We start from the raw sequence: 23257 nt of genomic DNA, 5'->3' as shown, positions 1-23257 counted from the left end.
TACTACTTCACCAGGATCCGGATCACGATGAGGGCATACATGATCCATACCGCTGACAGAATGCCCCAGACGTAGAAGCTCATTCTCTTCATGGCAGATTCATCCGAAGTCCTCGATGACCGCCGAAGGCTGGCATCGCGCTCCTGGGCGCGCTCATAGAAGGGTGCATACCGGCTGTAGCGCTGCGGGGCAAGGTCATAGAGACGCGCCAGAGGAATGAGGGCCGGCGGGAGTGAATAAGGGAACCGGAACGACACGTCCAGATCGGGGTCGCGCTCGATCAGCCTGTTCCGTTCGTCAACGGAAAGACCGTCCAGAACCCGTTCGTAGCAATAGGTCATGTCTTCGGTGAGTTGTTTCAGGAATTCGTGAAAGGGCTTCTTTTTTTCAAACTTGGCATTGATGAGGCTGGTCTCGTAATGGGTGATCGCCTGGCTATAGTTGCCGAGTTTCTGGCAGCACCGGCCGGACATGACCAGCGTGTTCGCGAGACCGGATATCCCATTCGCGAGCGGACGCGAAAAGGGCTGGCCCCGGGCATCCAGTTCCCGGAAGACGTTCTCAGCCCTGAGGAATTCTATGAGTGCTTCGTGGTACCGCTCCTGCTCGAACAGCGCAAGGCCCGATTCATACCACTGTTCGGCCATGCGTCTTTGAACGGAAGAAGGCATAGGCGGGCTAATCCAGGATATTCTTGATCTTGGTGAGGATTTCCATGGGGCTGAAAGGCTTTACGATGTACTCGTCGGCACCGACTTCCTTGCCGCGCTCCTGTTCGGCCACCTGGCCCTTGGCGGTAAGCATGATGACGTAGACGTTCTTCAAAGCAGGGTCTGCCTTGATTGCCCTGCAGACGTCGTAGCCGTTGATCTCCGGCATCATGATGTCGAGGAAGAGAATGTCTGGATGGACTTCCCGGACTTTCGTCAGCGTTTCTGCGCCATCCTTTGCGAGCGACAGCGCATAGCCTTCATCTTCAAGAAGATAGGTGAGTGCTTCCCGTATGTTCTCATTGTCGTCTGCGATCAGGATTTTCTTTTGATCCATAAGTGTTTCCATTGAACGGATGAGGAATAGACAAAAATTAATTGAATTTAAAAAAATAGTAGCCCTAAATTCAAAATTTGTCAAGCCTGAAAAGCGGCGGCCGGTCGGAGGGACGGGCAATGCCAACATCGTCCGAGAGATCGGCTGGCCGCCGCTCAATCCGGTTTTTCTTTGTCGATACATTCCCTTCGGCTGAAAACTGCATGTTTCGACCAAGCGCGGGGCGCTGGACGACGGAATTTTCGGTACTGTCCAAAAAAAAGTGTAAATTAAAATAAAAGTTGAAAATCGATCTATCCGGGAGTATCATAGGCCGAGTTTTCGTTGCCGGTTCAGGGTGCCATGGTTCCGGGTTCGCAGAGAGGGGCTTATGTTCGAGGACATTGATTATGCTGCGGTTCTGAAGAAGGCATTGAGCCGCGGCGGCACATACGCGGATCTGTATGTTGAGCAAACGACGCCGCTGTCAATTGCATGCGAGGACGGCAGGATCGAAAAGGTGATGTCGGGCATTGATGCGGGTGCGGGTGTTCGGCTGATCTTCGGCCAGCGCACGGCCTACGCTTACACCAACGAACTGAACACGAACGCCCTGCTGGCGACCGCCGATGCTGTCCGGCAGGCCGCCGAGGATGGCGCAGACGGCCATGAGATCAGCCTGTCGCGGAAGAAGCCCCGCGTGGACCTTCCAGTCAGGAAACCGCCGGAAGCGGTCACGGTCGCTGAAAAAATCGCGATGCTGCTCCGGGCCAACAAGGCCGCACGGGCCGTTGATCCGCGCATCAGGCAGGCAATGGTGGTGTACCGCGAGAGCCGCCAGCGCGTGCTGGTGGCCAATTCCGGCGGAGCCCTTGTTGAGGACGACCGGCTGTATCTCACGGCGTTCGTCCAGGTGGTGGCGGCCGACGGAGACGTGGTCCAGACCGGATACGAGCCGGTCGGTGGTTCAGCCGGCCTTGAGCTGCTGGATGCCTACCCCTTGGAACAGGCCGCAGAGACGGCCGCGAGGCGCGCAATCATCATGCTTGCCGCACGCAGGGCGCCGGCAGGCAAGATGACGGTCGTGCTCTCGTCGGAAGCGGGCGGCACGATGATTCATGAGGCCGTGGGGCATGGTCTCGAAGCGGATCTCGCCCAGTCCGGCCTCTCCGTTTATTCGGGCAGGATCGGGCAGCGCATAGCGTCACCCCTTGTCACGGTCGTGGATGACGCGACCCTGGCAGGCAGGCGGGGCTCCTTCCGGTTCGATGACGAAGGATCTGATGCGGAGAGGACGCTCCTGGTTGACCGGGGCATCCTGAAGACGTTTCTGTACGACCGTCTCACGGCGCTGAAGGATGGTGTTTCCTCAACTGGCAACGGAAGACGCGAATCCTATAAACACCGCCCCATCCCGCGGATGACGAACACCATGATCGTGTCCGGCGGGAGCGACCCGGACGAGATCCTCCGGTCGACGCCGCGGGGGCTCTTTGTCAAAAAAATGGGCGGCGGCCAGGTAAACACGGTGAACGGAGATTTTGTTTTCGAGGTGAGCGAAGGATACCTGATCGAAAACGGCCGCGTGGTCGAGCCGGTGCGCGGCGCGACCCTGACCGGCAACGGCCCGCAGGTGTTGATGTCCATCGACAGCGTCGGTACTGATCTCGGCTTCTCCATCGGCACCTGCGGCAAGGACGGGCAGGGATCGCCGGTGAGCGATGCCCAACCCACGCTCAGGATACCCCGAATCACCGTCGGCGGTGTAATGGGATAGGAAAGGCAACGGGCGTGAGCCGTTCGTACAGAAGCATGGTGCGATTCATTCAGAGAAGTCTTGAGCTCAGGATTGCGGTGGCGCTCGTAATCGTGCTCGCCGCGGTAATCGGCGGGTTCACGGCGATGGACATCCGGATCATGCGGAAGGACACCATCCGGACATCGGAACGGAACCTGGCGGCCCTTGCGGGGACCGTCAAGGGCAACGTCATCGCAGCGATGCGTCGCGGAAATCACCTCGATGTCCAGCGCATCATCGAAGAGGCACGGTCCTCCTTCGGTATTGACCGCATCGTGATCTACGACGAAGAGGGGAAGCTGCTGCGCCGGTCCGGCATCGGACCCGGTGAGCGCACTCTCCCGATCCCCCCGTCGGTTCTCGCCGCCATTGCCTCCGGCGACCGGAGCGACCTCCACGACCACGGCACAGCCTCCCTTTCCTATTATTCTCCCATAGCCAACCAGGCCCCGTGCTACCGATGTCACGGCAGCGATCGCCTCCTGAACGGCATTCTGCGCATCGATTTTTCGCTTCAGGGTATAGAACCGCTCATTACAGCCAGACGGAACAGCATCCTGCTCTGGACCACGATCATGGTCGCTTTGCTTATGACCGTACTCGTAGCCCTGCTGCGCCATTTCGTGCACACTCCCGTGGAGGAGCTCAGGAGGGCGATGGCCCGGGCGGAGGCCGGGGATGAGAACATCTTGCTTCCCGATACGGGCTCGGACGAGCTCGCAGTGCTCCAGCGGGGTTTCATCAGCATGCTGGACCGCATCAACAGCCTGCACCGGGCAAACTTCGACAAGGAGAAAGAACTCGCGCACAACCGTGAGGCGATGCGGTTCCGGAACGAACTGCAGAGCATGTTCAACGCGATGCCCGATGGCGTGCTGCTCGTCGACACAAGCATGCGTATCATCCAGAGCAATCCCCGCGTATATGAGCTCGTGCCGGCCCTCGAAAAGGCGGGTGGGGTGATCAAGCCCGACTGCGTGCAGAAGGAATGCTGCCCCTTCAGGGGCATCGGCGAGGTTCTCAAGAGCGCAGCCATGATGGAGAGCCAGTGCAGCATCAGTCTCCGCGGCGGGGATGCGAGGCACCTGCACAGCATCTGCGCGCCGGTCATGGAGGAGGGGAGGGTCGCTTATGTGGTCCAGGTGGTCCGCGACATCACGGAGCGGGTGAAGACCGAGCGGGAGCTCGAAGAGAGGACGTCGGAGCTCGTTGCCGCCAACCGGCTGCTCTCCCAGCTTGCCCAGACCGACAGTCTGACGGAGGTGAGCAATCGCCGCTATTTCGACGAACTCCTGGACAGGGAGATAAAAGGGCACAGCAGGCGGAAGAACTCCCAACTTTCGCTCATGATGATCGACATCGACCACTTCAAGCTCCTGAATGACAGGCTTGGCCATCTGGCCGGCGACACGGTTCTCCGCGAACTTGCCAAAATGCTCGGGGAGAATGTGCGCGAAACAGACACGGTCGCGCGGTTCGGGGGGGAGGAGTTCGTGATCGTCATGCCGGACACCCATCTCGACGGTGCCGGGTACCACGCGGAGGTTCTGAGAAAAAAGGTCGAGGCCAGGCCTTTTCCCGGACCCGACGGACCGGTCAGGATGACGGTCAGCATCGGCGTTGCCGCTTATGTATCCGGCTCCCCCTCGCAGGAGGTGCTCAGGAGCGCCGACCGGGCGCTCTATGAAGCAAAAGAGGGCGGGCGGAACAGGGTTGTTGTCATCCGGCCCGAAGCTGTGGTAAAAGAACAGGGAAGCGTGGGCTGAGGCGCAATGAAAGGGTCCGATTCTCGGACACATTGATAGTCACGGCTTGCAACTCCTCGTGGATGAGTTGTTGAGACCGTGTTCACGCGTGTTCGGGGACGGTGGTTACCACATCAGTAGTTTCAGCCCGTACGGGTCAGGGAAGGATGATACGACGAATGAAAACAAAAATACGTACTGCCGTCATTACCCTGAGCGATAAGGGCTCGAGGGGCGAGCGTGAGGATGAGAGCGGCAGGGTCATACGCGAAATGATCGCAGGGATCGGGGCAGCGGTCGAGCATTATGCCATCCTTCCCGACGAAAAACAGATCATCATCGACGCTCTCTCCAGGCTGTCCGATTCAGGCGGCATCGACCTCATTCTCACGACCGGCGGCACCGGGGTCGCTCCCCGCGACGTGACCCCCGAGGCCACCTTCTCCGTGATCGACCGCGAACTTCCGGGCATGGCAGAGGCCATGCGCGCCGAAAGCCTCAAGAAAACTCCCCGTGCCATGATATCCCGCGCTGTTACCGGCATCCGGAAGCAGACGCTGATCGTAAACCTCCCCGGCAGTCCCAAGGCCGTCCGGGAAAATCTCGCCGTCGTCCTTGCAGCGCTTCCCCATGCGATCGAGAAGATCAAGGGGGATCCCGCTGATTGTGCAGAGACGCAGGATCACAGCCCCGCCTGACCCGCGACTGGCGCGTAGCGGAAATGAACGCCCTGCCCCGGCCTCCTACCCCATCGGGCCCGGGGACCTCTGTCCCTCCAGCGCGGTGTTTGAATCCCGCGGCTTGCAATCCCCCGGCTCCTGCCGGTGGGGGCTCCACTGCAGTCCCCGCACGGTTCTCCTTCCTGTCGAAATTTCCATTTGAGTCTCATCCTTCACTATGATACACTTATTTCCCATTCCTCATGCATCCTGTCAGGAGGTTCTATGTTTTGCCCTCAATGCGGCAACGAAGTGGCCGACGATCAGCTTTTCTGCCAGCACTGCGGAGCCAGGCTTCGTGGAGAGTTTCCTCCTGCCGAAGCGGCTCCGGGCCCCGGAAGCAGGGAAACAACGCCTTGGGAGGACCGCGAGGCACGGGGCTTCTGGGCCGGACTCTTGAGAACGCTGGTCGAATCGCTCTTCCGTCCTACCGAATTTTTCAGGAAGATGCCCGTGACCGGAGGCCTGACGAACCCCCTGCTCTATGCCCTGATCATCGGGATGACGGGGTTGATATCTTCATACTTCTGGCAGATCGTCGCGAAGGGCGCCATGCCTGGCATGCAGTTCGGCATGGGCCAAAGCCTGTTGGGGGGCATCGGCATGGCCCTCCTTGCCTTTTTTTCTCCCTTTGTCATCATCATCGGATTGTTCGTGTCAGCCGGTATTCTCCACCTCTGCCTCATGCTCGTAAAAGGGTCCAAAGCCGGCTTTGAAGGGACGTTTCGCGTGGTTTCCTACGGGTACAGCGCGAATATCTTCATGGTCATTCCCTTTTGCGGGGGCTTGATCGCGGGAGCCTGGGCTATCGTGCTCTCCATCATCGGCCTCAGGGAGGCACATGAGACGACGGGAGGAAAAGCGACTGTCGCCGTGTTCCTGCCTCTCATCATCTGCTGCGGCCTGTTGGCGCTCGGGGTTGTGATTTTTCTGGGCGCGGCAGCCGGATCGCTCGGCGTGATGCTGCAGGAACTGCAGAAATGATCAGCGGAGAGGAATCATGGAGGTGACGTTCCGGAAGCGGGAGCGGGGCGGGATCGAGTTCGGTATCATTTACGGATTGATCGCCCTGCTCGCGCTGGTCGCGGCGAGGTTCCTGCCGGTGCTCGCAGTTGCGCCTTCCTGTCCGTTTAAAGCGCTTACCGGCCTGCCTTGCCCGACCTGCGGCTCGACCCGCTCGATCGTTCATCTGGCGCATGGGGATTTCACCGCAGCCCTGGCAATGAACCCGCTCATCTGCATGCTTTGTACGGTCGCCTTTTTGGGTCTCTTTTACGGAATACTGGCGAAGGTCACGGAACTTCCGGGGTTCAGAATTGCCCTTTCTGACCGTGAAAAGAACGCGTTTCGCGTTGTGGCTGTCCTGATCCTGCTATCCAACTGGATGTATCTTTTCTTCGTTCTCTGATTGCATCCCGCTCGTTTTTTCCCATGAAATCAACAATATTATTTACATTTATTCTTCAGTATGCTAATATAACCATCTTTTAAGAATCCAGGTATTTTCAACAGTTACGGAAGGTGTATTATGAGCCGTACGGTGATAGGCGTAGACCTCGGAGGGACAAACCTGAGAGTCGCGCTTTTGAGCGCAGACGGCGAGATTATCGTCAAGAAAAAGGAAGTAACCCGCTCTTCTGAAGGCTGGAAGACCGTCGTTGCCCAACTGGTCGAGAACATCGAGCGCCTGCGGGAGGTCGCTGTCGAGCGGGGATTGAGTGTGGCTGCGGTCGGCGTCGGCGCGCCCGGTGTCATCAAGATGGAGAAGGGCATTGTAGTGAAATCGCCCAATTTCCCCGACTGGAACAACCTCCCCCTCAGGGAGTTGCTGGAGAAGGCGCTGCAGGTCCCGGTCATCATAGAGAATGACGCCAACGCGGCAGCACTGGGAGAGCAGTGGCGCGGTGCGGGCCGGGGCATCAACAGCATGATCCTGCTGACGCTCGGGACGGGTGTGGGCGGCGGGATCGTCCTGGACAGCCGGATATGGCAGGGCGCCGACGGGATGGCGGGAGAGATCGGCCACATGACGCTGATCCCCGACGGACGGCAGTGCGGGTGCGGCAACACCGGCTGTCTTGAAATGTACGCGTCGGCGCGCGGCATTGTGCTGAGCTACCGCGAAGCGCTCCTGCAGACCGGGACGTCCCAGGCAGCGGAAGTCACCTCAGCACAGATCTATAAGGCCGCGCGGGACGGCGATTCCGTTGCCCGATCGGTCATGAAGGACATGGGCCGTATGCTCGGTATTGGCATCGCGAGTCTGATCAATATATTCAATCCGCAGATGATCGTGATTGGCGGCGGGGTGAAGGACGCCTGGGAACTGTTCATCGGCTCCACCCGTGAAGAGGTCATGCGGCGGGCGTTCCAGGTACCTGCCGAACGGACCGAGATCGTGCCGTCCATGCTCGGGGATGACGCGGGTATCGTCGGCGCAGCGGCCACGGCGCTTCACCTGCAGAATACGCAATCGGGGGGAAAGAAGTAAACAGCAGATCGTATACAGGCTCCCGATCCCGATGAGCCGGACAAGGGATCAGGAGATGCTGGATGACGATCGGGATTTGCTGTCTTGGTTTTCCGTCATTCATTATGGCAAGTACGAATATCAGGAACTTTTGCATCATCGCGCATATCGATCACGGCAAGTCGACGCTTGCCGACCGGATCCTAGAATATACGGGCGCTCTGTCGGACCGGGAAATGGCCGCGGCCGGCACTGACCAGGTGCTCGACGATATGGACCTCGAGCGGGAGAGGGGCATCACGATCAAGGCCCACGCAGTTCGGCTGACATACCGGTCCGATGACGGGCAGGACTACATCCTCAACCTGATCGATACGCCCGGACACGTGGACTTTACCTATGAGGTGTCCCGGAGCATGGCGGCCTGCGAGGGCGCCCTTCTCGTGGTCGACGCCTCGCAGGGCGTCGAGGCTCAGACGCTGGCGAACGCCTATCTGGCCATCGATCACAACCTCGAGATGATTCCGGTCATCAACAAGATCGACCTGCCGAGTGCGAACGTCGAGGAAGTGAAGCACCAGATCGAGGATCTGGTCGGCCTGGATTCATCGGGAGCGATCCCGGCGAGCGCGAAAGCGGGGATCGGGACCCACGAGATCCTTGAGGCCGTGGTCGGGCATGTCCCCGCGCCCCGGGGGGACCCCGAGGGGCCCCTCCGCGCTCTCCTGTTCGACTCCTGGTACGACACCTACCAGGGCGTAGTCATCCTCGTGCGGGTCGTGGACGGGTCCGTGCGGCCGAAGATGAAGATAAGGCTCAATTCCACCGGCGCCGTCTATGAAGTGCAGTCCGTGGGCATTTTCACTCCCAAGATGCACCAGACCACGGAACTGTCCCAGGGCGATGTGGGCTGCATCATCGCAGGCATCAAGAAGGTATCGGACGCAAAGATCGGTGATACGGTCATGGACGCCGACCGTCCGGCGGACGCACCGCTTCCCGGGTACAAGGAAGTAAAGCCCATGGTCTTCGCCGGGATCTACCCGGTGATCAGCGACGATTACGCTGACCTGCGCGATGCCCTGGAAAAGCTGCGGCTCAACGATTCCTCCTTCAGCTACGAGCCCGAAACATCGCTTGCCCTCGGGTTCGGGTTCCGCTGCGGATTCCTGGGCCTGCTGCACATGGACATCATAAAGGAGCGGCTTGAACGGGAGTTCCAGCTCGATCTCATTCCTACGGCGCCGACGGTGGTCTACCGGGTGACGAAGAACAACGGCGAGATCGTTATGGTCGACAATCCCGCCAAGCTGCCGGGCATCCAGGACATCCAGCGCATCGAAGAGCCCATGATTGTGGCCTCGCTTATCACCCCGGAGCAATACGTGGGGTCGCTCATTGCGCTGTGTCAGGACCGGCGGGGGATCCAAAAGGAGATCACCTATATCACAAAAGACCGCGTGCTCATCACCTATGATCTGCCTCTGAACGAGATCGTGATGGATTTCTACGACAGGCTCAAGTCCCTGACCAAGGGGTATGCCTCGCTCGATTACGAACTTTCGGGTTATGTCGAATCCGACCTCGTCAAGCTTGATATGCTGCTGAACGGCGAGCCCGTGGACGCCTTGTCGCTCATCACGCACCGGGACAAGGCCGCGATCCGCGGCAGGCAGCTCGCAGAGAAGCTCAAGGAAGTGATTCCGAGGCAGCTCTACGAGGTGATCATTCAGGCCGCGATCGGGGCAAAGATCATTGCGCGCGAGACGGTCAGAGCGCTCCGCAAGGACGTGACGGCGAAGTGTTACGGCGGAGATATCACGCGAAAACGAAAGCTGCTCGAGAAGCAGAAGGAAGGCAAGAAGCGCATGAAACAGGTGGGCAGCGTTGAATTGCCGCAGGAGGCCTTCCTGGCCGTGCTGAAGGTGGGAGAGTAGAGACCGGACAGAATGGGAACTTGCACATTGAAAACAGTAAACGGTACGTTGATGTCAAGAACCTGCGGTTATTATTTTATAAAAATTACAATTTCCACACTAAAATGGAGAATGCGACTTGCTCTGCAAGCCGTCCCGGAGGCCTGATGTCAGAAGTTCAGCAGGAAAGTCACAGAAGAAAGTCGTTTTACAAGGAGTGGATCGAGCCGTTCCTGATAGCGGGCATCATTGCACTGTTCATCAGGCAATTCGCCGTGGAGGCATTCAAAATACCGTCGGGGTCCATGATCCCTACGCTCACGATCGGCGATCACCTGCTCGTGAACAAGTTCGTCTACGGGCCGCGCATTCCCTTCACGGACAGCAGGATCTTCACCTGGAAAGAGCCGAAGCGCGGAGAGATCATCGTGTTCAAGTATCCCGAGAACGAGGACAAGAACTTCATCAAGCGTGTCGTGGGCGTTCCCGGAGACAAGATCCAGATCGTCAACGGGAAGCTCATGATCAATGATCAGGCAGTTGTGATAACCCCGGCGGCGCCGCCCGCGGATAAGAGCGTGGAAGAGGGGCAGTCCTTCGGAAAACCCATGGTCTACCTGGAGCAGCTGGGTGCCGTCACCCACCAGATCCAGTACCTCATGGACCAGTCCGGGAAGAACTACGGACCGTGGCTGGTGCCGAAGGACTCGGTTTTCGTGATGGGAGACAATCGCGACAACAGCCAGGACAGCCGCTTCTGGGGGTTCGTGAAATTCAACAAGATACTGGGCAGGGCGCTGATCATTTACTGGTCCTGGGACGGCGACGGACGCTGGGTCAGATGGGAGCGGATCGGCAGCCTGATCAGATAGAAAGGCGAGGGGGACGATGAACATGCTTTCAAAGACAAACGGCGGGAGCAGGCTCAGCGTGTTTCTTTTTTTCCTGGTTGCATTTGCAGTGATCCATGTCGGCGTGAAGATCGTACCGATGTACATGGCTTACAGCAGGATGCAGGATGAGATGACCGTCAAGGCGGGCGTCGCACAGGTCCTGAAGGACGAGGAAATAATGAAAGACCTGGTCACCAAGGCGCGGGAACTCGACCTGCCCCTGACCGAGGAGAGCTTCATTCTGAAGCGCGACGAGGAACGGCGCAGGATGAAGATCACCACGAAGGGTGGATGGGACGTGGAGCAGGTCTTTTTCTGGGGAGCCTACCGGCACACGTTCCATTTCGAGCCCGCGGTCGAAGAAAGTTTCATGAGCATTACCCGGTAACCCCCGGCTTGACAAATCAGGGCCGGCAGCTTGTTTTTTCCCGGCACGACGAGGAGTGTCGCCATTGTTGCGAAGCATGACGGGCTACGGACGGTGCGGGATCGAGTCGCAAGGTGTTCAGGTGACCATCGAGATCCGTTCCGTCAACAACCGGTTCCTTGATGTCCAGATCAAGGCGCCCCGCTCCTTTTCGGCCCTCGAGCCGCGGATCCGGAAGGCCGTCCAGGAGCGTTGCTCACGGGGGCGCATCGATGTGTTCCTGAGCCGGACCGGGGAGCGGGAGAGCCCGGGAAGGATCATCATCGACGAGCGGCTGCTGGCGCAGTACGTGCAGGCCATGAAGGGCATCAAGGAGCGCCATGCGCTGGGCGGCGAGCCGGATCTCGCCCTGATCGCCGGCGTCCCGGGGCTCGTGAGCGTTGCGGAGGAAAAAGAGGACGTCGAGTCCCTCTGGCAGGCTATTTCCGAGGGCTTGGGGGGTGCGCTCGCTGAGCTCGATGCCATGCGGTCAGAAGAGGGCAGGGCACTTGCCGTCGACATCATGCGCAGGCTGGACCTGATCGAAGGACTGATGCAGGCCGTTGAGGCGCTCTCACCGCTCAGCATCGAACAGGCCCGGAAGAGGATGTCCGACACCCTCGGGAAGCTCCTCAAGGAGCAGCCCGATCCGGTCAGGGTAGCGCAGGAGATAGCAATCCTCGCCGAACGGACGGACGTGACCGAGGAACTGACCCGGCTCGGCAGCCATTTGCGCCAGTTCCGGTCGATGGTTTCAGCGGCTGCCTCGGAACCGGCCGGACGAAAGCTCGATTTTCTGCTGCAGGAAATGGGCCGGGAGGCCAACACCATTGCTTCCAAGGCCATGAATGCGCAGATAGCTCATAACGTGGTCGAAATCAAGGCAGAGCTGGAAAAGATCAGGGAACAGGTGCAGAACGTCGAGTAGGGGGCGGCGCAGTCCATGACCAAAAGCTTCGTGAACATCGGCTACGGGAACCTCGTGATGACGTCGAAGATCGTGGCCGTTCTCGCTCCCGACTCGGCGCCGATGCGCCGCCTGAAAGATGACGCCCGGGAGCGCAAGATGCTGCTCGACGCCACCCAGGGAAGAAAAACGCGTTCGATCATCATCACGGACAGCGACCACGTCATTCTTTCCGCTGTTCAGGTTGAAACGCTGATGCAGAGGTTCGCCGGGCAGGTGCACGAATGAAGAGAACAGAAGGGCTGTTGTTCGTCGTCTCGGCCCCGTCAGGCGCCGGCAAGACCAGCCTCTGCCGCGCACTGACGGTCAAGCTGGAGAACCTGCGCCATTCGATCTCCTATACCACGAGGAATCCGCGGCCCGGAGAGATCGACGGGCGGGACTACTACTTCGTGACGCCCGACCGGTTCCGTCAGATGGTCCAGGCCGGTGATTTTGCGGAATGGGCGGAGGTGCATTCCCATCTCTACGGGACGTCGAGACGAGTGCTCGACGGGATGCGCGCCGAGGGAATCGACGTGATCCTCGACATCGATACGCAGGGGGCCAAGCAGATCCGCGACAAGTATGAAGGACGTGCGGTGTTCGTCTTCATCATGCCCCCGTCGCTGGAGATATTGGAAGAGCGTCTCCGCAATCGCAGATCGGACCATGAGGACGAGATCAGAAAAAGGATGCGGCGCGCGAAGGACGAGATGCGCGACTACACGCTGTACGACTATGTGATCGTGAACCGGGATTTCGACCGGGCGCTTCTGGAAATCCGTTCCGTCATCACAGCCGAACGATGCCGCACCCAGTTGATCGATCCCGCGTGGATGCAGGGTCTTTTATCATGACAAACCAAATTAATTCAGGAGGTGAACTATGCAGCAACCGCAAGCAGAGGACATAATCTCCCTGCCGATCCAACTCACGGACAAGATCTCCGACACCAAGTTCCGGCTGGTACACATCGCGTCCCAGCGTGTACGGCAGCTGTCGTCGGGGTCTCCCATGCTCGTCGCGACCAGGTCCATCAAGGACACCACCATTGCCCTGGAGGAGAGCCTGCTCGGCAAGTACCGGATCATCGTGGGCGAGGATGCGATTACGGCGAAGGAGGAGTTCCGGAAGCGCGAGGAGCGCGCCCGCCTGGAGGAGCAGCTCTCCGCCAAGGAGGAGGAGATCCGCAAGGAACTCAGCGCCTATCTCTCGGAGTCACAGAGCGAGGAAGGCGAGGAGGAACTGGCCGCCGAGTCGGACGAGGGCATCGCCGGCGATGAGGAAGAGTCCGCAGAGGTCGAGGAGTCGGACGAGACCGGAGAGTAGCCGCAGTGGAACCGCGCACGAGACTGGAAGGGAAGCGGATCCTGCTCGGAGTATCCGGCAGTATCGCGGCATACAAGGCTGTCGAGCTTCTGCGCCGGCTGCGGGAGCAGGGAGCCGATGTTCGTGTCGTGTTGACCAGGAACGCCGAACGCTTCGTCACCAGTCTTACCTTTGAGACCCTGAGCGGGAACCCGGTGCCCGGAGCCGAGTTTCAGGACCGGGAACAGCCCGGCATCGGACATATCGACCTGACCAGCGGGTTGGACCTCGCGGTCATTGCTCCTGCCACGGCCAATGTCATCGGCAAGGTCGCCTCCGGCATCGCCGATGACACTCTCACGACGGCCCTGACGGCTGTCGAATGCCCCGTGGTCATGGCGCCCGCCATGAACGACCGGATGTATCGGAACGCCGTCGTCCGGAGGAACATCGCCCTGCTGAGGGCACAGGGCATCCGGTTCGTCGAGCCCGGAACGGGAGAGCTCGCCTGCGGAACCGTCGGCCAGGGAAGGTTGGCCGATGTCGACCTGATTCTCCGGGAAATAGCGGCAGCTCTTCCCCCGGGAGATCTTGCCGGCATCAAGATCGTGGTTACCGCGGGCCCCACCCGGGAACGGATCGACGCCGTCCGGTTCATCAGCAACCCCTCAACGGGGAGGATGGGATTCGCTCTTGCCGCTGCCGCGTACGGGCGCGGCGCGGACGTGGTCCTGATCAGCGGCCCGACCGAGGTCATCCCTCCGAGGGGGCCCGTTCTCATCCGTGTCACGAGCGCCGCCGATATGCTTCAGGCCGTCCTGGAGCATAGAACGCGGGCGGACGTCCTCATCATGGCTGCAGCGGTATCCGATTTCAAGCCCGCCCGATCGTCCGAGCGCAAGATCAAGAAGCAGGAAGCGGCAACCATGCTCGAGCTGGCGCGGACCGAGGACATCCTGGCCACGGTGGGCAGGTTGCCCGGCCGGCCTCTTCTTGTCGGGTTTGCAGCAGAGACCGACGATCTTCTGGATAATGCACAAAAAAAAATGAAGGAAAAGGACATTGACCTGATCGTTGCGAATGACCTTTCGAAGCAGGGAGCGGGCTTTGCAGTCGACACGAACAGTGTGACGCTCATCGAACGTTCCGGCGGCATGACTGAAATTCCCTTGATGCCGAAAGCGGAAATAGCCGCCCGGATCATGGACAAAATAGTAGAACTCAAGAAAAGATAAAGGATTTTGCCTTGACTTTACTTATCGCTTTTTGGTAAAATTTTGCGGCATCAGTTTGATTTGAAAAGCAAAATCAATGGATAAAGAGACCTCCGAAATAGCGAAATTAACGGAGCGTATCGCTAAGGATCCCAAGTCTAAACTTTTCGTGCCGCTGGCAGAAGAGTATAAAAAGGCCGGGGATATGGAGATGTCCATCCATGTGCTGACCGAGGGTCTGAAGAACAATCCCGGTTACGTGACGGCCCGTTCTTTTCTGGGAAAACTCCTGATCGAGAAGGGAGACCTGCCCGGTGCGCAGAAGGAGTTTGAAGAGGTTATCAAGGCCATCCCGGACAACCTCATGGCCCAGAGGAAGCTGGGCGACCTGCACGCGCTGCAGAACAGGCCCGACAACGCCCTGAATCACTATAAGATCGTGCTCTCTCTCAACCCGAAGGATTCTGAGACGGCAAAGCTGGTCGCGGAGGCAGAGGCCGGCCGTGACATCAAGCAGTACCTCGCCAGGCCGAAGGTCTCCGAGGAGCCTGCACGCAAACAGGAGCGCGCCCCAGCCGGCCGGCCGCAGACGGGAACGCGGCAGCAGCCCTTGACAGGCGCCGCGGCAGGCATGCAGGGGGGATTGCCTTCCGGCACGGCGATGGCGCCCGCGGACGAAGAACCGGAAGAGGTCCTCGTGGTCGAGCCTATCGACGCGGTTGAGGCCGCACCGGCCGCTGCCGAGTCCGACCTGCTGCCACCTCCTGCGGTCATGGACTTCCTGTCCGAACCCGCGCAGGATGCCGCTCAGCCGGCGGAGGAGGAAGCCGCCGATGCGCTCTTCGCTCTGAACGAACCCTTCGCCGTCGAGGACCTTCCAGAACAGGCACGACCGGAAGGCAGTGAAGACACCCTCGCAGACCTGAACCAGCCGTTCACCCTTCAGGAGCCGCTCGCAAAAGACGAAGAGGAAACGGCAAGCGATGCGCTCTTTGCACTGAACGAACCCTTCGCGGTCGAGGAGCCTGTCGCTCCCTTCGACGAATCGCCGTCGCAGCTCGACGTACACCCGGGAACTGCCGCAGAACCAGCCGAAGAAACGGCAAAGCGGTCGGACGATTTTACGACGGACACGCTCGCGGAACTCTATATTTCACAGGGATTCTTCGAGAAGGCTGTCGACATCTACGAGCGAATGCTCGTCGACAACCCGAACAGCAAGGGACTGAAGGACAAGCTGGCTCATGTCCGTGCCATGGCTGCAGCCGCTGCACCCGCTGATACCGCTGATTCTGAAGCGGCATCCCTTGCGATGGATACAGAGGGAGTGCCGGATCAGGAAGAGCCGAAGAACTCCCGCGAGGCGGATATCTTCACGGCACCGTCGGCAGAACAGCCCCGGCTCGATGACTGGGAACTGTCTGCCACGCGGGTGACCCCGGACGCCGGGCGCGACATGCCGAAGGCGGCCGGCACGAGGACGCAGCCGAAGCATTTTGATGTGGGGTTCGAACCACGGGAATACGTGCCTCCCGATGCTGTTCCCCGGCGCCCGGCGCCCGATGCCGCGGATGCACCCCGGGGCCCGGTCCAGACGCAGCCCGGGCAGACCGCTGGAAAGAGGGAATCCGGGGAACGACCCTCAACAGCACGCAGAAAAGAGACGGTCGATCGATTGGAAAGCTGGCTCAAGAACATCAAGAAGGAGTCTTAAATGCCCTTTTCCGACATCCTCAAAGAAGTGGTGCACGGCACGGATGGGGCTCTCGGCGCCTTGATCGTCGGCCTTGACGGCATTCCGGTGGAGGAATATTCCGTAAACAGGGAAATGGATCTTCTCTCCATGACCGTGGAATACTCCGCGCTGCTGAAGGAGATCGAAAAGGGATCGCAGGCGGCCCACCTCGGCACAACGAGGGAAGTGACGGTCATCGCCGAGAAGGCAATGATCATGCTGCGCCGCCTGAATGACGAGTATTTCTTCGTCCTGATCATAAGCCCTGAGGGGAACTTCGGCAAAGGGAGGTTCCTCCTCCGCATGTCGGTGCCCAAACTGCTGAAAGAATTTTAGGAAGCGATATTCGCGCGTTTCCTGTCCAATTCGTAAACTGCCTCAGGCAGTTTTTTATTTTGTGCGGGGGGAAACATGCACATCCTGATCATCCACGGGCCGAACCTGAACATGCTCGGGAGACGAGAGCCCGATATCTACGGAACCTTCACGCTTGAGGACATCAACGGCCGCATGGCCGCTCTGGCGCGGGAACTGGGGACGGAGATCTCCTTTTTCCAGTCCAACCACGAGGGAGAGCTGGTTCAGAAGATCCAGGACGCGATGGGAATCTATGACGCGCTCGTGATCAATCCGGGCGCCTATACGCACACGAGCGTGGCGCTTCGGGACGCGATTGCCTCGACCGGAATCCCCACGATCGAGGCCCATATCTCCAACATTTACCGCCGCGAGGAGTTCAGAAAGCATTCGTATATCTCGGGTGTGGCAGTCGGCCAGATCACCGGCTTCGGCCCGGACAGCTACCTGCTCGCGCTCCGGGCGGCTGTGGCGCAGGTGAAGAACGGCAGGCGGAACCCATGACCAAGCCGGAACAGCACCGCGTCGACGGACTCAGGAAACTGATGAAGGCGGAAGGGGTCACGGCGCTGCTCGTGACCAAACGCGAGAACGTGCGCTATCTCACCGGGTTTACCGGTTCGGCGGGGTCGGTCCTTGTCGCCGCGGGCAGGCCCTGGCTGATCACCGATTTCCGGTATAAGCTCCAAGCCGCACGGGAAACGTCGGACGTACGCGTCCTTATCCAGAAGAAGGATTTTCCCGCGGCTCTCCGGGAGGCCGCTCAGCGGGCGGGCGTCGAGAACCTCTGGTTCGACGAGACGCACGTGACGATCGACAGCATCAGGAAGCTCCGGAAGCAGGGCCTGCGGCCCAAGGAGTATCGCGACCTCGTCGGGGAATTGAGGCAGCGGAAAGACGCCCGGGAGCTGCGACACATCCGGGAGGCGGTCCTGCGCGCTGAAGATTCATTCCGCCAGCTGAAAAAGTACATCCGGCCGGGAGCCCGTGAGCGGGACCTGGCGTTCATGCTCGAATTCCTGATGCGCGAAAGGGGCGCACGCAAGGCGGCCTTCGACACGATCATTGCCTCGGGCAGGAACGGGGCCATGCCGCACGCGTCCACGACTGACCGCCGCATCCGGCAGGGCGATCTTGTCACCTTTGACTTCGGCGCCGAGGCGGATGGATACTTTTCGGACATCACGAGGACCTACTGCGTGGGCCGGCCTTCTCCGCGTCAGCGGGAGATCCATGCGCTGGTGCAGGCGGCCCAGGAAGCGGCGATCGGGTGCGTGCGCTCCGGCATGGCCTGCAAGGCCCTGGACGCTGTTGCCCGGGACATCATCAGGGACGCGGGGCACGGAGAGCACTTCGGCCACGGGACCGGTCATGGCATCGGGCTGATGGTGCATGAAGGACCCTCCCTCTCACCGCTGTCCAGGGACCGGGTAGCCGAGGACATGGTGTTCACCGTCGAGCCGGGTGTCTATGTCCCCGGCTGGGGCGGCGTGAGAATCGAAGACATGGTGCTGGTGACGAACAGAGGGGTCAAGACGCTCACGAGTCTGCCGCGGGAGCTGGAGGGACTGAAGAACCTCTAGCGCGGCCTGGCGATGCGTTTTTGCAGCAAACGGCGAAAAAACACGGAATGAAAGGGAGGGAGCAAGAAGGTGCCGGTATCGACAACGGAATTCAGAAACGGATTGAAAATAGAGATTGATGGCGAACCCTACGTGATCGTGGAGTTCCAGCACGTGAAGCCCGGAAAGGGCGGGGCGTTCGTGAGGACCAAGTTCAAGAGCCTCAAAACGGGCAACGTGACCGACAAGACGTTCAGGGCCGGAGAAAAAGTCGACGTCCCGGAGCTTGAGGAAAAGAACATGCAGTACCTCTATGCAGCCGATAAGGACCGCGTGTTCATGGATACGAGCAGCTACGAGCAGGTCTCGATGAGCGAGAAGCAGCTCGGCGACAACATCAACTACCTCAAGGAGAACATGGAGATCAAGGTCCTCTATCACAAGGGGCAGCCCATCAACATCGAGATCCCCATGTTCGTTGAGCTCGCCATTGCAAAGACGGATCCCGGGGTGCGCGGGGACACGGCATCGGGCGGATCGAAGCCGGCCACCCTCGAGACCGGAGCAGTGGTGAAGATCCCCTTCTACCTCAACGAGGGGGACATAATCAAGGTGGACACGCGCACCGGGACATTCATCGAGCGGGTCAAGAAGTAATAGCGGGGAAAGAGAGCGTTCTCTCCTGCAGGCCGGGGCGCGGGCTGCTGCCGAAGTCGGTGCCTTGATACGCCCGACCGGTGTGCGTGATCACCGTGATGGCGTAAGCGGTCCTCCCTGCCACACATCCTGGAAAAGGAGTAACCATGAACCTGAAAGAGCTCAAGGAACTGATAGAGATGTTGAAGGACACGGACATCTCGGAGGTCGAGATCGAGCGTTCCGGCGTGAAAGTGCGGCTCCGGAAGGGCGGGGACGTCACGTACCATCCGGCCATGCCGCGCATGGACTATCCGCCTTCCGCCATTATTGCGCCCGTTGTTTCGGAAACCCCGGCCGCTGCGACTCCCGCGGAAAAGGCCGCGGAGCCCGCCACGTCGAACCAGACAAAGGTGACCTCACCCATCGTGGGTACGTTCTACCGCTCCAGTTCGCCGGAAAAACCGGCGTACGTCGAGGTCGGCGCCGTGGTGAAAAAGGGACAGGTGCTCTGCATCATCGAGGCAATGAAGCTCATGAACGAGATCGAGTCCGAGACGGCCGGAAAGATCGTCCAGATCCTTGCGGAAAACGGACAGCCGGTGGAGTATGGTGAGCCCCTCTTTGTGATCGAGCCGGCATAGCACGGCACCGGCCGCAAAGCAAATCCGGCAGCAGGGAACTCTCCGGCATTTGAAACATGACATCTGATCTTCTTCGAGGAGTTATGCGTGTTTAAAAAAATACTGATCGCCAACCGCGGCGAGATCGCGCTCCGCGTCATCCGGGCGTGCAAGGAAATGGGCATCAAGACCGTCGCGGTACACTCCACGGCGGACGCGAATTCGCTGCATGTCCGGTTCGCCGATGAGAGCGTTTGCATCGGCCCTCCCAAGAGCGCCGACAGCTACCTCCACGTACCGAGCATCATCAGCGCAGCCGAGATCACCGATGCCGAGGCCATCCACCCGGGCTACGGCTTCCTGGCCGAGAACTCAAGCTTCGCCGAGGTCTGCAATTCCACGGGGATCCGGTTCATCGGGCCGAGCCCCGAGAGCATCAAGCTCATGGGAGACAAGGCAAAAGCGCGCGAGATGGCGGTCAAGGCCGGCGTCCCGGTCCTGCCCGGCAGCAACGGCGTCGTGACGGAGGAGAGCAGCGCCATCGAGATCGCGCGCGAACTGGGTTTCCCGGTCATCGTGAAGGCCGCGGCCGGCGGCGGAGGCAAGGGCATGCGGGTCGTGATGGCCGAGGCCGATTTTGCGAACGCTTTCGTGATGGCCCAGGCCGAGGCGCTGGCGTCGTTCAGCAATGCCGACGTGTATATCGAGAAGTACATCCTGCAGCCGCGCCACATCGAGATCCAGATCATGGCCGACGAGAAGGGGAATACCGTCTACCTGGGAGAGCGCGAATGCTCGATCCAGCGAAGGCACCAGAAGCTGATCGAAGAGGCCCCTTCGGTCATCGTCGACGAGGGTTTGCGGAAGCGGATGGGCGAGATGGCCGTCGCCATTGCGAAGTCGGTGCGCTACCGGAACGCGGGCACGATCGAGTTCCTGATGGACGAGGACCGCAAGTTCTATTTCATGGAGATGAACACGAGGATCCAGGTCGAGCATCCCGTGACGGAGATGGTCACGGGAATCGATCTCGTGAAAGAGCAGATCCGGGTCGCTGCGGGAGAGCCGCTCTCGTTCTCGCAGGACAGCGTCAGGGTCAGCGGCCACAGCATCGAGTGCAGGATCAACGCGGAGGACCCCGAGAAATTCACGCCGTCGCCGGGGACCATCACGGCCTTCAATCCGCCGGGAGGGCTTGGCGTGCGCGTGGAGACGGCCGCCTATACCCAGTACGTGATTCCCCCCTACTATGACTCGATGATCGCAAAACTGATCGTGCATGCACCGACCCGGGATGAGGCGATCATGCGGATGGAGCGCGCGCTCGACGAGTTCATCATCGAAGGGGTCAAGACCACGATCCCCATGCACAGGAAGATCCTTGAGGACCCTGATTTCCGGAAGGGCGACATTTCCACGAAATTCATGGAGCGGTACAATACTCCGGCGAAATGACATCAAAGGGCTCTGCCTGATCCTGGACCGCGACCTGCTCCGCGGCGAGCCCGGACAGGTCATGCTGTCCGCCCTCGCGGCGGGCGTGCGCTTCTTTCAGTATCGCAGCAAGAACGAGCCCCGGAAGGACATCTATCACGCTTCCCTGCAGCTCGCCGGCATCGCCCGGGGGGCGGGCGCGCTCTTCATCGTGAACGATCATGCCGATATTGCTGCTGCGACGGGGGCCGACGGGGTTCACCTCGGCCAGGGAGACCTTCCGATCGCGGAAGCGCGGAAAGTACTCGGCGAAGGGAAGATCGTCGGATTGTCGACGCACAGCAGGGGACAGGCGCTGGCCGCGGAAACTGCCGGCGCCGATTACATCGGCTTCGGCCCGATCTTTGCTACTTCGACCAAGGACGCCGGCGTTGCCCAGGGCGTGGAGCGCATCAGGGACATCAAGCAGGCCGTCCGGGTCCCGGTCATCGCCATCGGCGGCATCAACCGGGACACCATCCGCGCGGTGATGAGCGCAGGCGCCGACGGTGTTGCCGTCATTTCAGCGGTTCTTTCGGCCCCGGACCCGTCGCGGGCAGCGGCCGAACTCATTGGTCTGATCACGTAGTACCTAACAAATCAAATTCTTTATAAGACGGCAAGAAAATTTCTCGCAGAGGCGCTGAGCTCGCAGAGAAAATCAAAAAATAATTCGCCATGAAAGACTTTCGGGTTTTGGTTTTAAACTCTGCGTACTCCGCGTGCTCCGCGAGAGACGCCTTTAGCTTCTGGTTTTGATCCGGCCTGTCCGGGTTAGGGGGGCACCATGAAGAAACTTCTCTCCATCATCGTTATCCTGCTTCTGTTCGCCTGCACCCGGCAGGATGATACCGTGATCAAGATCGGCGCCGCGGGTCCCATGACGGGAGACCAGAGCAAAATGGGCATCGATCTCAGGAACGGCGCGGAGCTTGCCGTAACTGAATGGAACGACAAGGGCGGCCTCCTCGGGAAAAAGGTCCAGCTCGTGCCCGGTGATGATCAGTCGGATCCCAAGCAGGCGGTGTCGATCGCGAACAAGTTCGTCAACCAGAAGGTGACTGCCGTCGTGGGCCACTGGAACTCCAACTGCTCCATCAACGCGGCGCCCTATTACGACGCCGCCGGGATCGTCGCCATCAGCCCCGCCTCGACGAATCCGCGGCTGACCCAGCAGGGCTTTAAAACCATCTTTCGCGTTTGCGGCACCGACGACCAGCAGGGCGGCGTTGCCGCGGAATTCGTTCTCAGGACCCTGAAGCCGAAACGGGTGGCGATCCTGCACGACAAGACGACCTACGGACAGGGTCTCGCGGATTATTTCAGGAAATCCGTCGAGAACAAGGTGACCGTCGCGTTCTATGACGGGATCCAGACGAAGGACCCCGATTACAAGGCCGTCCTGACGGCAATGAAGGAAAAGAAGCCCGACGTTTATTTCTTCGGCGGCGTCTATCCCGAAGCGGGCAGGCTGGTGCGCCAGGCGAAGGAAGTGGGCATGAACATACCCATGATCACCGGGGACGGCGTGTACGACCCGACGTTCGTGGCCATTGCGGGAAAGGCTGCCGAGGGGACCTATGTGACCTTCGGCAAGGACCCCTCGGGTCTGCCGACGTCCCGGACATTCAACGAAAAGTACAAGGCACGATACGGAGAGCCCGGGCCCTACTCGATCTATGCCTACGATGCAGCCAATATCATCCTGACCGCCATGCAGCAGACGGGGACGACGGACGGGTTGAAGGTCGCCGATTTCATATCGAAGAACACCTTTCACGGCGCATTCGGCGACATCTCCTTCGACCGGAACGGCGATGTTGCCAAGGCGCCCTACGTGGTATGGCAGGTCAGGGATGGGAAGTTCGTGGAAGTGCGGTGAGGGGCATCGCACACGGCAAGCGGTAACCTGCACAAATTGAAAGGCAGTGACGTGCCGGGCAACGTTGCCCTTTCGAATTTTTCATTTTCCCTTTATTGTCCCCGGTTGATCCTATGTTCACGCAACAGCTGATAAACGGCCTGGCCCTGGGTGCGGTCTACGCACTGATCGCGCTCGGGTACACCATGGTCTATGGCATCCTGCAGCTCATCAATTTCGCGCACGGCGAAGTTTACATGCTCGGCGCCTACCTGGGCATCATTGTCTTCGGCGCCCTCACCGCGCTCGGGCTCCCCTCCTACAGCCTCGCCCTGACGCTGGTTATCACGGTCCTTGTTTCCATGCTCTTCTGTGCCATGTTCGGCGCGACCATCGAACGCCTGGCCTACCGCCCGCTCCGGAACGCATCCAAGCTCGCGCCGCTCATCAGCGCCGTCGGCATGTCAATCATCCTCCAGAACTTCGTGATGCTGAGCCAGGGAAAGGAGTACAAGAACCTTCCCCCCCAGTTTCCCTCGGAAGGGCTCACGATCTTAGGCGCCAAC

The 23257-nt window shown here is 59.9% G+C and carries 26 protein-coding genes; 24 read left to right on the top strand and 2 right to left on the bottom strand.

Annotated elements, in window-relative coordinates; genetic code table 11:
- Positions 1-2: 2 nt before the first annotated feature.
- Positions 3-647 carry a tetratricopeptide repeat protein gene (locus tag VL197_00300; GenBank protein ID HUJ16416.1) on the bottom strand — a complete coding sequence of 215 codons (645 nt, stop codon included), beginning with the start codon at positions 645-647 and terminating at the stop codon, positions 3-5.
- A gap of 31 nt (positions 648-678) precedes the next feature.
- On the bottom strand, positions 679-1047 hold the full coding sequence (locus VL197_00295; GenBank protein ID HUJ16415.1) for a response regulator: 369 nt from the start codon (positions 1045-1047) through the stop codon (positions 679-681).
- Positions 1048-1417: 370 nt separating this feature from the next.
- On the opposite strand from VL197_00295, the gene VL197_00290 reads away from it, so the two are divergent.
- The 24 genes from VL197_00290 to VL197_00175 all read left to right on the top strand — a co-directional run.
- Positions 1418-2803 (top strand): TldD/PmbA family protein, encoded by a 1386-nt coding sequence (locus VL197_00290; protein ID HUJ16414.1) that lies wholly within the window; start codon positions 1418-1420, stop codon positions 2801-2803.
- A 35-nt stretch (positions 2804-2838) separates the two neighbouring features.
- Positions 2839-4590, top strand: a complete 1752-nt coding sequence (locus VL197_00285; GenBank protein ID HUJ16413.1) for a diguanylate cyclase — start codon at positions 2839-2841, stop codon at positions 4588-4590.
- A 158-nt stretch (positions 4591-4748) separates the two neighbouring features.
- Positions 4749-5267, top strand: a complete 519-nt coding sequence (locus VL197_00280; GenBank protein HUJ16412.1) for a MogA/MoaB family molybdenum cofactor biosynthesis protein — start codon at positions 4749-4751, stop codon at positions 5265-5267.
- A gap of 246 nt (positions 5268-5513) precedes the next feature.
- A complete protein-coding gene (locus VL197_00275) occupies positions 5514-6272 on the top strand; it encodes a YIP1 family protein (protein ID HUJ16411.1) in 759 nt (252 codons plus the stop codon).
- A 16-nt stretch (positions 6273-6288) separates the two neighbouring features.
- Positions 6289-6696 carry a DUF2752 domain-containing protein gene (locus VL197_00270; GenBank protein HUJ16410.1) on the top strand — a complete coding sequence of 136 codons (408 nt, stop codon included), beginning with the start codon at positions 6289-6291 and terminating at the stop codon, positions 6694-6696.
- A 120-nt stretch (positions 6697-6816) separates the two neighbouring features.
- Positions 6817-7779, top strand: coding sequence for an ROK family protein (locus VL197_00265; GenBank protein HUJ16409.1), 963 nt, complete (start codon positions 6817-6819; stop codon positions 7777-7779).
- A gap of 104 nt (positions 7780-7883) precedes the next feature.
- Positions 7884-9695: a translation elongation factor 4 gene (gene lepA, locus VL197_00260; protein ID HUJ16408.1), complete on the top strand. Its 1812-nt coding sequence runs from the start codon at positions 7884-7886 to the stop codon at positions 9693-9695.
- Between the two features lie 146 nt (positions 9696-9841).
- The gene (gene lepB, locus VL197_00255; GenBank protein HUJ16407.1) at positions 9842-10546 is read left to right on the top strand and encodes a signal peptidase I; all 705 of its coding nucleotides are present in this window, start codon (positions 9842-9844) and stop codon (positions 10544-10546) included.
- 22 nt (positions 10547-10568) lie between these two features.
- The gene (locus VL197_00250) at positions 10569-10955 is read left to right on the top strand and encodes a hypothetical protein (protein HUJ16406.1); all 387 of its coding nucleotides are present in this window, start codon (positions 10569-10571) and stop codon (positions 10953-10955) included.
- 64 nt (positions 10956-11019) lie between these two features.
- Positions 11020-11901: a YicC/YloC family endoribonuclease gene (locus VL197_00245; GenBank protein HUJ16405.1), complete on the top strand. Its 882-nt coding sequence runs from the start codon at positions 11020-11022 to the stop codon at positions 11899-11901.
- 15 nt (positions 11902-11916) lie between these two features.
- On the top strand, positions 11917-12168 hold the full coding sequence (locus tag VL197_00240) for a DUF370 domain-containing protein (protein ID HUJ16404.1): 252 nt from the start codon (positions 11917-11919) through the stop codon (positions 12166-12168).
- A complete protein-coding gene (gene gmk, locus VL197_00235) occupies positions 12165-12779 on the top strand; it encodes a guanylate kinase (GenBank protein HUJ16403.1) in 615 nt (204 codons plus the stop codon). Before VL197_00240 ends, gmk begins: the two co-directional genes overlap by 4 nt.
- Before the next feature lie 28 nt (positions 12780-12807).
- The gene (gene rpoZ, locus VL197_00230) at positions 12808-13251 is read left to right on the top strand and encodes a DNA-directed RNA polymerase subunit omega (protein ID HUJ16402.1); all 444 of its coding nucleotides are present in this window, start codon (positions 12808-12810) and stop codon (positions 13249-13251) included.
- A gap of 5 nt (positions 13252-13256) precedes the next feature.
- Positions 13257-14465 (top strand): bifunctional phosphopantothenoylcysteine decarboxylase/phosphopantothenate--cysteine ligase CoaBC, encoded by a 1209-nt coding sequence (coaBC, locus tag VL197_00225; protein ID HUJ16401.1) that lies wholly within the window; start codon positions 13257-13259, stop codon positions 14463-14465.
- Between the two features lie 76 nt (positions 14466-14541).
- Positions 14542-16158, top strand: coding sequence for a tetratricopeptide repeat protein (locus VL197_00220; protein ID HUJ16400.1), 1617 nt, complete (start codon positions 14542-14544; stop codon positions 16156-16158).
- Complete coding sequence (locus VL197_00215) at positions 16159-16515, top strand: roadblock/LC7 domain-containing protein (protein ID HUJ16399.1); 357 nt, start codon at positions 16159-16161, stop codon at positions 16513-16515.
- Between the two features lie 75 nt (positions 16516-16590).
- Positions 16591-17040: a type II 3-dehydroquinate dehydratase gene (aroQ, locus tag VL197_00210; GenBank protein HUJ16398.1), complete on the top strand. Its 450-nt coding sequence runs from the start codon at positions 16591-16593 to the stop codon at positions 17038-17040.
- Positions 17037-18119 (top strand): aminopeptidase P family protein, encoded by a 1083-nt coding sequence (locus VL197_00205; protein HUJ16397.1) that lies wholly within the window; start codon positions 17037-17039, stop codon positions 18117-18119. The genes aroQ and VL197_00205 overlap by 4 nt, the downstream gene beginning before the upstream one ends.
- 69 nt (positions 18120-18188) lie before the next feature.
- Positions 18189-18755: an elongation factor P gene (gene efp, locus VL197_00200; protein ID HUJ16396.1), complete on the top strand. Its 567-nt coding sequence runs from the start codon at positions 18189-18191 to the stop codon at positions 18753-18755.
- 146 nt (positions 18756-18901) lie between these two features.
- Entirely contained in the window at positions 18902-19378 is a 477-nt protein-coding gene (accB, locus tag VL197_00195; protein ID HUJ16395.1) for an acetyl-CoA carboxylase biotin carboxyl carrier protein, read from the top strand.
- Between the two features lie 87 nt (positions 19379-19465).
- Positions 19466-20812, top strand: coding sequence for an acetyl-CoA carboxylase biotin carboxylase subunit (accC, locus tag VL197_00190; protein ID HUJ16394.1), 1347 nt, complete (start codon positions 19466-19468; stop codon positions 20810-20812).
- Complete coding sequence (gene thiE, locus VL197_00185) at positions 20739-21419, top strand: thiamine phosphate synthase (GenBank protein ID HUJ16393.1); 681 nt, start codon at positions 20739-20741, stop codon at positions 21417-21419. The genes accC and thiE overlap by 74 nt, the downstream gene beginning before the upstream one ends.
- Before the next feature lie 198 nt (positions 21420-21617).
- On the top strand, positions 21618-22712 hold the full coding sequence (locus tag VL197_00180; protein ID HUJ16392.1) for a branched-chain amino acid ABC transporter substrate-binding protein: 1095 nt from the start codon (positions 21618-21620) through the stop codon (positions 22710-22712).
- A 113-nt stretch (positions 22713-22825) separates the two neighbouring features.
- The coding region (locus VL197_00175) for a branched-chain amino acid ABC transporter permease (protein ID HUJ16391.1) at positions 22826-23257 on the top strand (432 nt) is incomplete at its 3' end.

The organism is Nitrospirota bacterium (assembly GCA_035516965.1).
GTDB lineage: Bacteria > Nitrospirota > UBA9217 > UBA9217 > UBA9217 > MHEA01.
Note: the sequence above shows the minus strand (reverse complement) of the source record. Positions and strands in the feature narration are given on the sequence as shown.